Raw genomic sequence first — 14850 nt, 5'->3', positions numbered from 1 at the left:
GTGCTGCCCGGCTCCCCCGCAGGGAGAGGCACCCGCCGACCATGACCGTCCTCCGCCGCACCGCCGGGGTGCTGGCCGCCACCGCCGTCATCGGTACCGCCACACCCGCGACGACCGCACTGGCCGCCGGCACCACCTCCCCGTCGCCGTCCGCGTCGGCGGTGCTCCCGTCGGGGCTGTACGGCAGCTCGGACCCGAAGTTCGACGGCGTCTGGCGCCAGTCCCTCGCCCTGCTGGCCCAGCGCGCGGTGGGGGTGACCCCGGCCGTGAAGGCGGTGGACTGGCTGGCCGGGCAGCAGTGCGCGAACGGCGCGTTCGCCGCGTTCCGCGCCGAGCCGACGGCGGCCTGTGACGCCAAGGTGGCCGTCGACACGAACAGCACGGCCGCCGCCGTACAGGCGCTGAAGGCGGCCGGCGGGCACGACGCCGCCGCGGACAGGGCCGTGACCTGGCTGAAGGCCCAGCAGAACAAGGACAGCGGCTGGGGCTACACCCCGGGCTCGCCCAGCGACACCAACTCCACCGGCGTGGTCGTCGGCGCGCTCGCGGCGACCGGCGAGAGCGCGGACAGGTCGCCGTACGACCTCCTCGCCAAGTGGTCCCTCCCGTGCGGCCAGGACGGCGGCGGTGCCCTCGCCTACCAGCCGGACAAGCAGGGGAAGCTGGCCGCCAACGCGGACGCGACCGCGGCCGGGGTGCTCGGAGCCCTCGGCAAGGGCTTCGTGACGACGGCCGGGAAGACCCCGGCGAAGGCCCCCGCCTGCGCCGGAGCCGGTTCCGGCAAGGCCCTCACCCGGGAGGACGTGGCCCGCAACGGCGCCGCGTACCTGGCGGACGCCATGGCCAAGGCCGGCCACCTCGTCTCCGCGCTCCCCGGCGCCACGCCGCAGCCGGACTACGGCAACACCGCCGACGCGGTCGTCGCCCTCGCCGCGCAGGGCTGGACCGAGCAGGCCCGGAAGCCGTACGCCTGGCTGGCGGCGCACGCCGTGCCGTGGGCGGAGCAGAGCGGGCCCGCGGCCTACGCCGAACTGATCCTCGCCGCACACGCGATGGGCGCGGACCCGCGCGACTTCGGCGGCACGAACCTGGTGACGGCGCTGAACGCGACGGGACCGGCACCGCGGGCCGCCGCCGAGAAGCAGGCCGAGAAGCACAGCCAGGCGAAGAAGTCGGGCAACAGCGTGTGGTGGATCGTCGGCACCGGGCTCGTCGCCGGGATCGGCATCGGCTTCCTGTTCAGCGGCCGTCGCAAGCAGCAGCAGCCGTGACCGCGGTCCGCCGTGCGGTGCCGCTGCTCCTGGCCGCGCTGACGCTGTGCGCGACGGCCGCCGGGCCTGCGGTGGCCACCGGCTACCGGTACTGGTCCTTCTGGGAGCGAGACGGCGCGCGCTGGACGTACGCGACGCAGGGGCCGTCGACCGCGCGGCCCGCCGACGGTTCGGTCGAGGGCTTCCGCTTCGCGGTGAGCGAGGACTCCGCGGACGCGTCGCGCCCGCGCGGCACGGCGGACTTCGCGACGATCTGCGCGGACACGCCCGCCGCCGGGGGCCGCAAACGGGTGGGCCTGGTCGTCGACTTCGGCACGACGGCGGACGCGCCCTCGGGTGAACGGCCGCCCGCGCGGCGGACGGCGTGCGCGGTGGTGTCCGAGGACGCGACGACGGCGGAGGCGCTGGCGACGGTGGCGAAGCCGCTGCGGTACGACACGAACGCGTTGTTGTGTGCGATCGGGGGGTATCCGGCACGCGGGTGCGGGGAGAAGGTCGCGGCGGGGGCCGGGAGTTCCCCGTCGACCGGCGGCCCGTCCCTCGACCTGGCGGCCGGCGCGGGGGTGGTCGTCCTGGTGGCCGCGGGCGCCGTCTGGCAGACCCGGCGGCGCAGACATGCGTGACCACCACAGTGCGGGCGAGTGGCGGCTCCTCGCGCAGTTCCCCGCGCCCCTGAAGGGGCACGCCCCAGCCACGGACAGTCGCACCGCCGCGGGCCGGTGGGGGTTGCTCGCGCAGTTCCCCGCGCCTCTGAAGGGGCGCGTCCCAGCCGCGGGCAGTCGCACCGCCGCGGGCCGGTGGGGGCTGGGTGCGCGGTTCCCCGCGCCCCTTGCGGGGCGTTGCGGTCACCTGCTCAGGCTGCGGGCGGTCGTGCCGCCGGGGCGATGGGGGTCCCCCCGCTCAAGCGAAGCCGAGAGTGGGGGAGGGTGGGCGCAGGCGGTACTCTGCAGGCGCGGGCGAGCTGTCCTGCCCCCGCGCTCCCGCGCCGTGCACCCCGGTGCCTGGTGGCTCTGGTCGCTGTCGCTGGGGGTCGCCGCGTCGCGGACCACCAATCCGCTGATGCTGGGCCTGCTCGTCGCGGTCACCGGGTACGTCGTGGCCGTGTGCCGCAGCCGGACCGCGCCCTGGTCGCGTTCGTACGCCGCGTTCGTCAGGCTCGGCCTCGCCGTTCTGCTGCTGCGCCTCGCGTTCACCGTGCTTCTCGGGTCCCCCGTCCCCGGTGCGCACACCCTCGTCACCCTCCCCGAAGTCCCGCTGCCGCACTGGGCCCAGGGCATCCGCCTCGGTGGCCGGGTCACCGCCGAGGCACTCGTCTTCGCCCTGTACGACGGGCTCCGGATCGCCACGCTCCTCATCTGCGTCGGTGCCGCGAACGCACTCGCGAGCCCGGCCCGGCTGCTCAAGTCCCTGCCCGGCGCCCTGTACGAGCTCGGCGTGGCCGTCGTCGTCGCGCTCACCTTCGCGCCGCACCTGGTCGCCGACGTGCAGCGGCTGCGGGCCGCCCGGCGGTTGCGCGGCCGACCGGACTCCGGTGTGCGCGGTCTGATGCAGGTGGGGCTCCCGGTGCTGGAGGGCGCGCTGGAGCGTTCGGTCGCTCTCGCCGCCGCGATGGACGCGCGCGGGTACGGCCGCAGCGCCGACGTCCCGGACCGGGTGCGCCGTACGACGGCCGGGCTCACCCTCGGCGGTCTGCTCGGCGTCTGCGCGGGGCTGTACGGGCTGCTCAGCACCGAGGGGGGCGGCTACGGGCTGCCCGTCCTGCTGGCCGGGGTGGCCGCCGCGCTGGCGGGGCTGCGGCTCGGCGGCCGGCGTTCGCCGCGCACCCGGTACCGGCCCGACCCGTGGGACGCGCGCGCCTGGCTGGTGTCCGGCGCGGGCGCCGCCGTCGCCGCCCTGCTCACCCTGGCGTCCGTCCGCGACCCGGCGGCCCTGCAACCAGGGGTCGTACCGCTGGTCGCCCCCACCCTTCCGCTGTGGCCCGGGGCCGCCGTGCTGCTCGGTCTGCTGCCCGCCCTCGTCGCGCCGAAGGAGCCGTCGTGATCCGCTTCGAGAACGTCTCGGTGACGTACGAGGGCGCGGCCCGGCCCGCCGTCCAGGGCGTCGACTTCGAGGTGCCGGAGGGTGAACTCGTCCTGCTGGTGGGCCCGTCCGGGACCGGGAAGTCGACGGTGCTGAACTCCGTGAGCGGGCTGGTGCCGCACTTCACCGGCGGCACCCTGCGCGGGCGGGTGACGGTCGCCGGCCGGGACACCCGTACCCACCGGCCGCGTGAACTCGCCGACGTGGTGGGCACGGTGGGGCAGGATCCGCTCGCCCACTTCGTGACCGACACGGTGGAGGACGAACTCGCCTACGGGATGGAGTCGTTGGGGATCGCCCCGGCCGTGATGCGGCGCCGGGTGGAGGAGACCCTCGATCTGCTGGGGCTCGCCGAGCTGCGGGACCGGGCCATCGCCACGCTCTCGGGCGGACAGCGGCAGCGGGTCGCGATCGGGTCGGTGCTCACCCCTCATCCCGCGGTCCTGGTGCTCGACGAGCCGACCTCCGCCCTCGATCCGGCCGCCGCCGAGGAGGTGCTGGCCGTGCTCCAGCGGCTGGTGCACGACCTGGGGACGACGGTGCTGATGGCCGAGCACCGGCTGGAGCGGGTCGTGCAGTACGCCGACCGGGTCGTGCTGCTGCCGGGGGACGGCGCCGCGCCGGTGTGCGGGACGCCCGCCGAGGTGATGGCCGTGTCGCCGGTGTGCCCGCCGGTGGTGGAGCTGGGGCGGCTGGCCGGGTGGTCGCCGCTGCCGATGACCGTGCGGGACGCCCGGCGCCGGGTGGCGGCGGACGGGCTGCGGGAACGCCTCGCCGCCGGGCGGGTCCCGGAGCAGCGACCCGCGAGCGGCCCTGCGAGCGACCCCGCGGCCCGCCCTGCACCCGGCCCCTCGGCCGGTCCCGGGGCAGCCGCCGGCGCTCCCCTCGCCGAGGTCCGCTCGCTCGGTGTCCGCCGGGGCCGGGTCGACGCGCTGCGGGGCGTCGAACTCACCGTCGCCGCCGGGGAGACCGTCGCGCTCATGGGGCGCAACGGCGCCGGGAAGTCCACGTTGCTGGGCGCCCTGGTCGGGCTCGTCGAGCCGGGCTCCGGCGCGGTGCGGGTCGGCGGCGCGGTGCCGCACCGTACGCGCCCGCGCGACCTCGTACGGCTGGTCGGTCTTGTCCCGCAGGAACCCCGTGACCTGCTGTACGCCGACACGGTCGGCGCCGAGTGCGCGGCAGCCGACCGGGACGCGGGGGCGGCGGCGGGGACCTGCCGGCGGCTGGTGTCGGGTCTGCTGCCCGGGGTCGCCGACGACACGCACCCGCGCGACCTCTCCGAGGGGCAGCGGCTCGCCCTCGCGCTCGCCGTCGTGCTCACCGCCCGGCCGCCGCTGCTCCTGCTCGACGAGCCGACCCGGGGCCTGGACTACGCGGCGAAGGCCCGGCTGGTGAACGTGGTGCGCGGGCTCGCCGCCGACGGGCACGCGGTCGTGCTGGCCACGCACGACGTGGAGCTGGCCGCGGAGCTCGCGCACCGGGTGGTGCTGCTCGCGGAGGGCGAGGTCATCGCGGACGGGCCGACCGACGACATCGTGGTCTCCTCGCCGTCCTTCGCGCCGCAGGTGACGAAGATCCTCGCCCCGCAGCGGTGGCTCACCGTGGGCCAGGTCCGCGAGGCCCTGGCATGACCGGCCCGGTGCGGCTCGGCCCCCGTTCCCTCGCCGCGCTCCTCCTCGTCAGCGCGGTCGGGGTGGTCGCCGTCGGCTGGCCGTTCCTCGCCCCGCCGTCCTCCCGGATCGCCTCGCACGCCGAGGACGCGCCGTGGCTCTTCGCGGGCCTGCTGGTGCTGCTGGTCGCCGTGCTCGCGGCGACGATCTCGGAGTCGGGGCTGGGCCCGAAGGCGGTGGCCATGCTGGGCGTGCTGGCCGCGACCGGGGCCGCGCTGCGGCCGGTCGGTGCCGGGACCGCCGGGATCGAGCCGATGTTCTTCCTGATGGTGCTGAGCGGGCGGGTGCTCGGGCCGGGTTTCGGGTTCGCCCTCGGCTCGCTCACCATGTTCGCGTCGGCGCTGCTCACCGGCGGGGTCGGGCCGTGGCTGCCGTTCCAGATGCTGGCGATGGGCTGGTTCACGATGGGGGCCGGGCTGCTGCCGGGCGCCGGGCGCCTGCGCGGCCGTGGTGAGCTGGTGCTGCTGGCGGGGTACGGCTTCGTCGCCGCGTTCGGCTACGGCCTGGTCGTCGACCTGGCCGGGTGGCCGCTGCTGGCCGGCAACGCCTCGAACCTCGCCTTCGACCCGCACGCCGGGCCCGCCGCCAACCTGGCCCGCTTCCTCGCCTACAGCCTGGCCACCGCCATGGGCTGGAACCTGGGCCGGGCCCTGTGCACGGTCGTCCTCACCCTCCTCCTCGGTCCGGCGCTGCTGCGGGCGCTGCGCCGGGCCACCCGGCGGGCCGCCTTCGAGACCGCGGTCACATTCGACGGTCCCGGGACGTGAGGCGTCGTACGCGCCCGGTGACGCGACCGGTGAAGCACCCCACATGACGCACGTCACCTACGATCCGGAACAGTAGTCAGACTTTTCCGTTATGCCCGCTTTGCCACCCCGGTTGACCTGCGGTTTGAGAGCCACGCCACACGGCGGACCAAACCCGCCTATGCGACCACCACTAGTAAAAGGGGTGATTGCGGACGGCTTTCCGGCCTGCTTGTCTGGACGACGTCGCCAGGCACCACGAGCCCCCAGCGGGCCGCGGCGCCGACGCACACGGACAGCCCCCAGGGGTGGTTCCGGAGCACACGGCGACTCCCTGTCCCCGACGAACGAGGTTCTCCGTGTCCGTGTCCTTCATCCGCCGCATCGCTTCCCCGAAGAAGGCCCTCACCACCGCCGCCGTGGCCGCTGCCGCCGCCGGCATGGCCCTGACCGCGGCGCCCGCCCAGGCCGCCACCACGTCGGCCTCCTCCGCTCAGGCGATCGCGCACAAGATGATTCCGGACGCCGCGCAGTTCAACGCCTTCAGCAAGATCGTCTCGCACGAGAGCGGCTGGAACCCCTCCGCCACCAACTCCTCCTCCGGCGCCTACGGCCTGGTCCAGGCCCTGCCCGGCTCGAAGATGGCGTCTGCCGGCTCCGACTGGAAGAGCAACCCCGCCACCCAGATCAAGTGGGGTCTGGACTACATGAACTCCCGCTACGGCAGCCCGACCGCCGCCTGGAGCTTCTGGCAGGCCAACGGCTGGTACTGAGCCGGCCGAACCGCGCGCACCCCGCGGTCGATCGCGGCCGAGCCGCGCCCCCGCCGCTGATCCCCGGCACCGCGCGCCCCTGAACACCGGCACCCTCGCCCCTCCTCCCGGGGCGAGGGTGCCGACGTATGCCCGGACACCGCCGAAGGGGGCGGTGACCGGTGTCTCGGGGGAGGCAGGAACGGGGCGTAGGGAGGGGGTGCTCCTGCCTCCCTCGGGACGGGCCGGCGGCGCCGGGAGCCGTCGGCCCGGGTCCGGAGGGGGTGACGAGGGCGGTCTACGCCGTGGTGACCCGGAGGTGCTTCACGCCGTTGATCCACGCCGAGCGGAGCCGGTCCGGGTCGCCGACCAGCCGGAGGTCCGGCATGGCGTCGGCGATCGCGTTGAAGATCAGGTCGATCTCCAGGACGGCGAGGGACTTCCCGAGGCAGTAGTGCGGGCCGCCGCCGCCGAAGCCGAGGTGGGGGTTGGGGTCGCGGGTGATGTCGAAGGAGTCGGGGTCGGCGAAGACCTCGGGGTCGTGGTTGGCGGAGGCGTAGAAGACGCCGACCCGGTCGCCCTTGCGGATCAGCTTGCCGCCCAGCTCGGTGTCCTGGGTGGCGGTCCGCTGGAAGGAGTTGACCGGGGTCGCCCAGCGGACGATCTCCTCGGCGGCGGTCGCCGGGCGCTCGCGCTTGTAGAGGTCCCAGGCGTCGGGGTGGGTCAGGAACGCGTGCATGCCGTGGGTGATGGCGTTGCGGGTGGTCTCGTTGCCGGCCACCGAGAGCATCAGCACGAAGAAGCCGAACTCGTCGGAGCCCAGGTTGCCCTCGTCCTCGGCGGCGACCAGCGTGGAGACGATGTCCTTGGCCGGGCACTGCTTGCGGTCGGCGGCCATGTTCATCGCGTAGGCGATCAGCTCGGTGGCGGACTCGGCGCCCACCTCCTCGGTGATCGCGTACTCCGGGTCGTCGTACGAGATCATCTTGTTGGACCAGTCGAAGATCTTGGCCCGGTCGTCCTGCGGGATGCCGATCAGTTCGGCGATCGCCTGGAGGGGGAGCTCGCAGGCGACCTCGGTGACGAAGTCGAAGGGTCCCGAGTGGGCGCGGGCCGCCTCGACGATCGCCCCGGCCCTGGACCGCAGCCGTTCCTCCAGGGCGCGGATGGAGCGCGGGGTGAAGCCGCGCTGGATGATCTGGCGGACCCGGGTGTGCTCGGGCGGGTCCATGTTCAGCAGGATCAGCCGCTGGGCGTCGATCGCGTCCCGCTGCATGTGCTCGCCGAAGCGGATGATCGCCGTGTTGAGCCAGGAGGAGAAGAGCTCGGGATGCGTGGAGACGTACTTGACGTCCGCGTGCCGGGTGACGGCCCAGTAGCCGTCGTCCGCGAACCCGGCGAGGCCGTGCGGCTGTTCGATCCAGCGGACCGGTTCGGCGCGGCGCAGTTCGGCGAACTCCGGGAGCGGCACCCGGTGATGGAGCAGATCGGGGTCGGTGAGGTCGAACCCGTCGGGCAGCGCGGGACAGGGCATGGCGACTCACTCCCACCGTGTACGGACCTGGACGTGTCGGCGTTCCGGCGGCCGTTCCGACAGCCGTTCTGACGGACCATCAGAAATGCCGGTTGCCGTGAAGGTAATAACGGGTTCTACAACTAGCAAGGGGCACGGTCGCCCCAATTGCATGCACCCCTCTTGCGGTTGTGGACGGCCTGTCAGCAGACTGCACCCAGAACTAGTACGCGTTCTAGTTCTGCGTGGCGGGCCGGGCCGGGACGCCCCTGCGCCGCGCGGGTGACCGAGGAGAGGACCGAGCCCCCATGGCCGCGGAACCCGTGATCGTCGAAGCCGTACGCACCCCCATCGGCAAGCGCGGCGGCGCGCTCGCCAACCTGCATCCCGCCTACCTCCTGGGCGAGACCTACCGTGAACTCCTCGGCCGCACCGGCATCCCCGCCGACGCGGTCGAGCAGATCGTCGGCGGCACGGTGACCCACGCCGGCGAGCAGTCCATGAACCCCGCGCGTACCGCCTGGCTGACCATGGGGCTGCCGTACGAGACCGCGGCCACCACCGTCGACTGCCAGTGCGGCTCCTCGCAGCAGGCCTCGCACATGACCGCCAACATGATCGCCGCCGGGGTCATCGACGTCGGGATCAGCTGCGGGGTCGAGGCGATGTCGCGGGTGCCGCTGGGCTCCGGCTCCAAGCACGGGCCGGGCAAGCCGTTCCCCGACGAGTGGAACGTCGACCTGCCCAACCAGTTCGAGGCCGCCGAACGCATCGCCCGCAACCGGGACCTGACCAGGGAGGACGTCGACGCGCTCGGAGTGCTCTCGCAGGAGCGGGCGGCGCACGCCTGGGCCGAGGAACGCTTCAAGCGCGAGACCTTCGCCGTCCAGGTGCCGACGACGGAGGAGGAGCAGCACGCGGGGCAGGGCATGTGGCGCCTCGTCGACCGGGACGAGGGGCTGCGGGACACGTCGGCGGAGGCGCTGGCGGGCCTGAAGCCGGTGATGCCGACGGCCGTGCACACGGCGGGCAACTCCTCCCAGATCTCCGACGGCGCCGCCGCCATCATGTGGGCGTCGAAGCGGATGGCGCGTGCGCTCAAGCTCCGTCCCCGGGCCCGGATCGTCGCCCAGGCGCTGGTCGGCGCCGACCCGCACTTCCACCTCGACGGGCCGATCGACGCGACCCGCGCGGTGCTCGGCAAGGCCGGCATGACCCTGCGGGACATCGACCTGGTCGAGATCAACGAGGCGTTCGCGTCGGTGGTGCTGAGCTGGGCCCGGGTCTTCGAGCAGAACCTGGACAAGGTCAACGTCAACGGCGGCGCCATCGCCCTCGGCCACCCGGTGGGCGCCACCGGCGCCCGCCTCATCACCACCGCCCTGCACGAACTGGAGCGCACGGACAAGGAGTTCGCGCTCATCACGATGTGCGCGGGCGGGGGTCTTGCGACCGGGACGATCATCCAACGGCTCTGAGAAGCGCCCTGCGGATCAGCGCCCCCGAAGGGGCGCTGGGGGTGCCCCCGGCCGAAGGCCGGGGGAGGAACTGCGCGACCAGCCACGACGGCGCCGCGGCCGAACGACGACGACACCGCGGCCCGTCGACAGGCGTCACCCGGGAGTCGACGCCATCACCGGCTCCCGGTCCCTTTTCTCGGCCCCCGCCCCCCGCAGGGCCCGCGGCCCCTGCAACAGGTACCCCACCCCGAAGCCCGCGCCGACCACCGCCGCGCCGCCCACCGCGTCCAGCACCCAGTGGTTGCCGGTGCCGATGATGGCGGTGACGGTGAGGAGGGGATGGATCAGGCCGAACGCCTTCAGCCACCACCTGGGGGCGACGACGGCGATGACGATCCCGCACCACAGCGACCAGCCGAAGTGCAGCGAGGGCATCGCCGCGTACTGGTTGGTCAGCTGGGTGAGGGTGCCGTAGTCCGGCTTGGCGAAGTCCTGCGGCCCGTGCACGGTGTCGATGATGCCGAGGCCCGGCATCAGGCGGGGCGGGGCCAGCGGGTAGAGCCAGAAGCCGATCAGGGCGAACCCGGTGGCGAAGCCGAGCGCGGTGCGGGCCCAGCGGTAGTCGACCGGGCGCCGGACGTAGAGGACGGCGAGGACGGTCAGCGGGACGACGAAGTGGAAGGACTCGTAGTAGAAGTCGAGGAAATGCCGCAGCCAGCCGATGCCGTACACGGTGTGGTTGGCCCAGTGCTCGATGTCGAGGTGCAAGAACCGCTCGATGTCGTAGATCTGGCGCCCGTGGTGCTCGGCGCGGGCCCGCCCCGAGGTGCCGTTGCCGTCCCCGGCGGCGGCGAGCCGTATCTGCTGGTAGGCGAAGTAGACCAGCCGCATCGCGACCAGTTCGAGGAAGAGGTTGGGGCGGGTCAGCACCCGGCGCAGCGAGGGCGCCAGCGGGACGTGCCGGAAGCGGGCCGGGACCGGCTCGGCGTAGTCCGTCGGGACCGGGCGGGCGAACTCCGGGGCGGTCCGGGAGAGGAAGGGCACGACCGTGGCCGCGGCCAAGGCGGCGAGCAGGATCGTGTTGTCGCGCACCGGTATGAAGAGCGACTGGTTCGGCAGCATCGCCTTGGCGGGCAGCGTCATCGCCAGGACGACGACGACCGGCCACACGGTCCGGTCGGCGGCACGCCGCCCGGCCCGGCCGACCACCGCGAGCAGCACCCACAGCAGCTGGTGCTGCCAGGCCGTCGGCGACACCGCGATCACCGCGCAGCCGGTGATCGCGACCGCGAGCAGCAGCTGCCCGTCCCGGGCGTAGCGCACCGCGCGGCGCAGCGCGACGACGGCCACGGTGGCGCCGAGCGCGAGGAACAGCACGATCTCCAGCGGGCCGCTCAGTCCGAACCGCAGCAGGGCGCCGTGCAGCGACTGGTTGGCGAGCGCGTCCGCCTCGCCGCCGAGGCCGGTGCCGGCGATGTGGTGGATCCAGTAGGTGTAGGAGTCGTGCGGCAGCGCCGCCCAGGCGAGCACCGTGCACACGGCGAAGGTCGCGCCGGAGGCGACGGCGGCCCGGCGGCGGCCGGTGAACCACAGCAGCGGGACGAAGAGCAGCAGGGCCGGCTGGAGGGCGGCGGCGAGGCCGACGCACACTCCGCTGTCGCGCTGTCCGCGGGCGGCGAAGCAGCCGAGCAGGACGAGCAGGACCGGGATGATGCTGGTCTGGCCGAGCCAGAGGGTGTTGCGGACCGGCAGCGAGAGCAGCAGCAGGCTGATCGCGACCGGTGCGGCCAGCAGGGCGGTGCGCCGGCTCACCGGCTGGGGCAGCGCGCGGGCGGCGACCAGGCCGAGGGCGACCACCAGCAGCAGCGTGCCGAAGGTCCAGCCCCAGCCGAGGGCCTGCTCGGCGGCTCTGGTGAGCGGCTTGAGCACCAGCCCGCCGAAGGGGGTGCCGGTGAACTGCGTCGAGTCGTACAGGGAGCCCTTGACGTGCAGCACGCCGTCCGGGCCGACCCAGGTCTCCAGGTCCGTCAGCCGTTCCCCGCTCGGGGTGGAGAGGACGACGGCCAGCTGCCGTACGACGAGGATCGCGGCCACCGCCCACAGGGCGAGCCGGACCATCCGCAACCGCACCCCGGCCGCCGCCCCGCCGAAACCGTCCCCTGCCCGCCCGCTGTGTTCCACGTTCGCCACGCCTCGCCGGCCTCCCGCCCCGTTACGCACACCCGCTGGTCCGCTCGATCGCTCCGAGAACCCTACGAGGCTCCCATCACCTCTGGACAGAGACGCAGGCAACCCCCACTTCACCTGACGTCCGTCCGCCTTTTGTCCGGAAGACGACCGTGCTCAGGGGGTGCGGTGGACATCACTGGGCGCGACAAGGATCACAGTGCGCAACGCGCATACCTCCGTGGGAGCGGGCAGACGTCCCTGCGTACAGCGCATTTAGCTGCACTGTGCATGTAAGCGCGTACGCGACGTAACGCCCCCAAGTGCTCCTATCGTCGCTTTTCGTCCCGTCCGCCGCCGTACGGGCCGCGCCCCCGTCCCCCACGAAAGGCAGGCGAGCCCCGTTTTGGCGACCGCCGCAGCAGTCACCCCGTCCGTCCAGCGCCCCGGCCCCCGTACGGCCGCCGCGCCCGCCCCGACCGTCACCGACCCCGCGCTGGTGAAGCGCGCCGTGAAGGCGGCGGCGCTCGGCAACGCCATGGAGTGGTTCGACTTCGGCGTCTACAGCTACATCGCGGTGACGCTGGGCAAGGTCTTCTTCCCGTCCGGCAACCCGACCGCCCAGCTGCTGTCCACGTTCGGCGCCTTCGCCGCGGCCTTCCTGGTCCGCCCGCTCGGCGGCATGGTCTTCGGCCCGCTCGGCGACCGCGTGGGCCGCCAGAAGGTCCTGGCCCTCACCATGATCATGATGGCGGCGGGCACCTTCGCGATCGGCCTGATCCCCTCCTACGCGAGCATCGGCGTCGGCGCCCCGCTCCTGCTCCTCGCCGCCCGCCTGGTCCAGGGCTTCTCCACCGGCGGCGAGTACGCGGGCGCGTCCACCTTCATCGCCGAGTACGCGCCGGACAAGAAGCGCGGCTTCTTCGGCAGCTGGCTGGAGTTCGGCACGCTGGCGGGGTACATCGGCGGCGCCGGCCTGGTCACCCTGATGACGGCACTGCTCTCCTCCGACGACCTCACCTCCTGGGGCTGGCGCATCCCGTTCCTGATCGCGGGCCCGATGGGCATCATCGGCCTCTACCTGCGGATGCGCCTGGAGGAGACCCCGGCGTTCGCGGCGGAGGTCGAGAAGGCGGAGTCGGCCCGGCCGAAGGTCCCGCTGCGCGAGATGATCACCAGCCAGTGGCCGGCCCTGCTCCTGTGCATGGCCCTGGTGCTGGTCTTCAACGTCACCGACTACATGCTGCTGTCGTACATGCCCAGCTACCTCACCAGTGAGCTGAAGTACGACGAGACGCACGGCCTGCTGGTCGTCCTGGGCGTGATGACGCTGATGATGATCGTCCAGCCGTTCGCCGGAGCCCTGACCGACCGCGTCGGCCGCCGCCCGGTGATCGCGGCGGGCTGCGCGGGCTTCCTGTTCCTCTCCGTCCCCGCCCTCCTCCTGATCCGCCAGGGCAGCCTGCTCGCGGTCGCCCTCGGCATGGGCGCCCTGGGCCTCCTCCTGGTCTGCTTCACGGCGGCGATGCCGGCCGCACTCCCGGCCCTCTTCCCCACCCGCGTCCGCTACGGCTCCCTCTCCATCGGCTTCAACATCTCGGTCTCCCTCTTCGGCGGCACGACGCCGCTGGTGGTGACCGCCCTGATCGGAGCCACGGGCAACATGATGATGCCCGCCTACTACATGATGGCCGCCGCAGTAGTGGGCGGCTTCGCCGCCTGGCGCATGACAGAAACAGCGGGCAAGCCCCTGCCGGGCTCGGCCCCTTCGATAGAGGCACCCCGATAGAAGCGCCCCTGAAGGAACGCCCCTTCAGGGACGCGGGGAACTGCGCAAATCCCCCACTCACCTGCACGTTCGAACGATCGGCCCCATCGCCCCGTACCGTCGGTAGACAGACGGTGGCTGTCCGGAACGGCCCCAGGAACGACGCCCTCCGCTATACCGTCTGTAGTCCTGATCGACGGCAGCGCGGAGGGCATCGGTTCATGATCGGCCAGCGGCGACCCCGCCGACGCACACGACTCCTCGCGGTCCTCCTCGTCCTCACCGGCATCCAGCTCGGCTGGCTCGCCGCCCCCGCCTTCGCCTGCGCCTGCGGCGCCCTCGTCCCCGACGCCGCCCAGCAGGTCACCGTCGGCCGCGAGGAGTCCGTACTGCGCTGGGACGGCACCCGCGAACAGATCGTGATGCGCCTGACGGTCGACGGCGACGCCGACCGCGCCGCCTGGATCATGCCCGTCCCGCACCGCGCCACCGTCGCCCTCGCCGACCCGGCCCTCTTCGACCAGCTGCACACCCTCACCGCCCCGGTGCACCGCGCCCGCCACCACTTCTGGCCCGAGGACGGCGACTGGCCCCTCACCACCGGCAGCGCCACCTCCCCCGCCCCGCCCGGCGCCGCCACCGGCGCGCCCCGCGTCGGCGTGGTCGACCGCCAGCGGCTCGGCCCGTTCGACGTGGCCCAGCTGACCGCCACCGACTCCGGCGCCCTGGACGGCTGGCTGCGCAGCCACGGCTTCCCCTTCCCGCCCCGCCTGAACACCGCGCTCCAGCCCTACGTCGCCGACCACTGGGAGTACGTCGCGGTCAGGCTCGCCCCCGAGACCGCGGGCACCGCGCTGCACGGCGCCCTCGACCCGCTCCACCTCGCCTTCGCCAGCGACCGCCCGGTCTACCCGATGCGGCTGTCCAGGCTCGCGGCCACCCCGCAGTCGCTCGGCCTGTACGTGCTGGCCGCGCACCGCATGGAGCCGCGCTCGGCGATCGGCGGCGAACGCCCGCGGGTCGTCTACGCGGGCCGGCTCAGCCGCCCGGCGGGCGAGCTGGGCGAGCTGGCCGCCGGCACCCCGTACCTGACGGCGATCGGCCAGGAGTTCCCGTACCCGTCCCGGATCTCCGCCGACCACGTGCTGCGGCGGGCGGCCTCGGACACCCCGTTCCAGCAGGTCGTCTACGAGGACCGGCTGCGCGAGGTGGCCGGGATCCCGGCGTGGCTGCTGACGGTCGGCGCCGCGCTGCTGCTGGTCGTCACCGCCACCTCGCTGGCGGCCGTACGGCGCTCCCGCCGCCCGGCCCCGCCGCCCCCTCCGGCACAGCCGCCGACACCTCCGACACCGCCGACGCCTCCGACACCTCCGACGCCCCCTGCGCCGATCGGCTGAGTTCCGTACGGCACCGGGGCGGTGGATC

At 73.7% G+C, this 14850-nt stretch carries 11 protein-coding genes; 9 read left to right on the top strand and 2 right to left on the bottom strand.

Annotated elements, in window-relative coordinates; genetic code table 11:
- Positions 1-41: 41 nt before the first annotated feature.
- The 6 genes from ACGF5O_RS00960 (at position 42) to ACGF5O_RS00935 (ending at position 6539) form a co-directional block, all read left to right on the top strand.
- On the top strand, positions 42-1271 hold the full coding sequence (locus tag ACGF5O_RS00960; protein ID WP_393807801.1) for a prenyltransferase/squalene oxidase repeat-containing protein: 1230 nt from the start codon (positions 42-44) through the stop codon (positions 1269-1271).
- Positions 1268-1894: an SCO2322 family protein gene (locus ACGF5O_RS00955; RefSeq protein ID WP_393807800.1), complete on the top strand. Its 627-nt coding sequence runs from the start codon at positions 1268-1270 to the stop codon at positions 1892-1894. Before ACGF5O_RS00960 ends, ACGF5O_RS00955 begins: the two co-directional genes overlap by 4 nt.
- A gap of 343 nt (positions 1895-2237) precedes the next feature.
- Positions 2238-3311, top strand: coding sequence for an energy-coupling factor transporter transmembrane component T (locus ACGF5O_RS00950; RefSeq protein ID WP_393808384.1), 1074 nt, complete (start codon positions 2238-2240; stop codon positions 3309-3311).
- Positions 3308-4981, top strand: a complete 1674-nt coding sequence (locus ACGF5O_RS00945) for an ABC transporter ATP-binding protein (protein ID WP_393807799.1) — start codon at positions 3308-3310, stop codon at positions 4979-4981. Before ACGF5O_RS00950 ends, ACGF5O_RS00945 begins: the two co-directional genes overlap by 4 nt.
- Positions 4978-5787, top strand: a complete 810-nt coding sequence (locus ACGF5O_RS00940; RefSeq protein WP_393807798.1) for an ECF transporter S component — start codon at positions 4978-4980, stop codon at positions 5785-5787. The genes ACGF5O_RS00945 and ACGF5O_RS00940 overlap by 4 nt, the downstream gene beginning before the upstream one ends.
- Positions 5788-6125: 338 nt before the next feature.
- Entirely contained in the window at positions 6126-6539 is a 414-nt protein-coding gene (locus ACGF5O_RS00935; protein WP_393807797.1) for a transglycosylase SLT domain-containing protein, read from the top strand.
- A 277-nt stretch (positions 6540-6816) separates the two neighbouring features.
- Here the strand turns inward: ACGF5O_RS00935 and ACGF5O_RS00930 are convergent, their stop codons facing one another.
- Entirely contained in the window at positions 6817-8052 is a 1236-nt protein-coding gene (locus ACGF5O_RS00930; RefSeq protein ID WP_393807796.1) for a cytochrome P450, read from the bottom strand.
- Positions 8053-8339: 287 nt separating this feature from the next.
- Here ACGF5O_RS00930 and ACGF5O_RS00925 point away from each other — a divergent pair, with 287 nt between their 5' ends.
- Positions 8340-9509 (top strand): steroid 3-ketoacyl-CoA thiolase, encoded by a 1170-nt coding sequence (locus ACGF5O_RS00925; RefSeq protein WP_393807795.1) that lies wholly within the window; start codon positions 8340-8342, stop codon positions 9507-9509.
- A gap of 135 nt (positions 9510-9644) precedes the next feature.
- Here ACGF5O_RS00925 and ACGF5O_RS00920 read toward each other — a convergent pair whose 3' ends face one another.
- On the bottom strand, positions 9645-11681 hold the full coding sequence (locus ACGF5O_RS00920; protein ID WP_393807794.1) for a bifunctional glycosyltransferase 87/phosphatase PAP2 family protein: 2037 nt from the start codon (positions 11679-11681) through the stop codon (positions 9645-9647).
- Between the two features lie 382 nt (positions 11682-12063).
- Between ACGF5O_RS00920 and ACGF5O_RS00915 the strand changes: the two genes are divergently transcribed.
- Both ACGF5O_RS00915 and ACGF5O_RS00910 read left to right on the top strand, forming a co-directional pair.
- Positions 12064-13446, top strand: a complete 1383-nt coding sequence (locus ACGF5O_RS00915) for an MFS transporter (protein WP_393807793.1) — start codon at positions 12064-12066, stop codon at positions 13444-13446.
- Between the two features lie 200 nt (positions 13447-13646).
- Positions 13647-14822 carry a DUF2330 domain-containing protein gene (locus ACGF5O_RS00910; RefSeq protein ID WP_393807792.1) on the top strand — a complete coding sequence of 392 codons (1176 nt, stop codon included), beginning with the start codon at positions 13647-13649 and terminating at the stop codon, positions 14820-14822.
- Positions 14823-14850: the final 28 nt, after the last annotated feature.

The organism is Streptomyces sp. NPDC048291 (genome assembly GCF_043201715.1).
In the GTDB taxonomy this organism is placed as follows: Bacteria; Actinomycetota; Actinomycetes; order Streptomycetales; family Streptomycetaceae; genus Streptomyces.
This window is presented reverse-complemented; position numbering and strand designations above follow the sequence as displayed.

Coding starts and splice junctions, on each gene's coding strand:
- ACGF5O_RS00925 (WP_393807795.1), top strand. CDS start 8,340: ATGGCCGCGGAACCCGTGATCGTCGAAGCCGTACGCACCCCCATCGGC.
- ACGF5O_RS00960 (WP_393807801.1), top strand. CDS start 42: ATGACCGTCCTCCGCCGCACCGCCGGGGTGCTGGCCGCCACCGCCGTC.
- ACGF5O_RS00940 (WP_393807798.1), top strand. CDS start 4,978: ATGACCGGCCCGGTGCGGCTCGGCCCCCGTTCCCTCGCCGCGCTCCTC.
- ACGF5O_RS00930 (WP_393807796.1), bottom strand. CDS start 8,052: ATGCCCTGTCCCGCGCTGCCCGACGGGTTCGACCTCACCGACCCCGAT.
- ACGF5O_RS00910 (WP_393807792.1), top strand. CDS start 13,647: ATGATCGGCCAGCGGCGACCCCGCCGACGCACACGACTCCTCGCGGTC.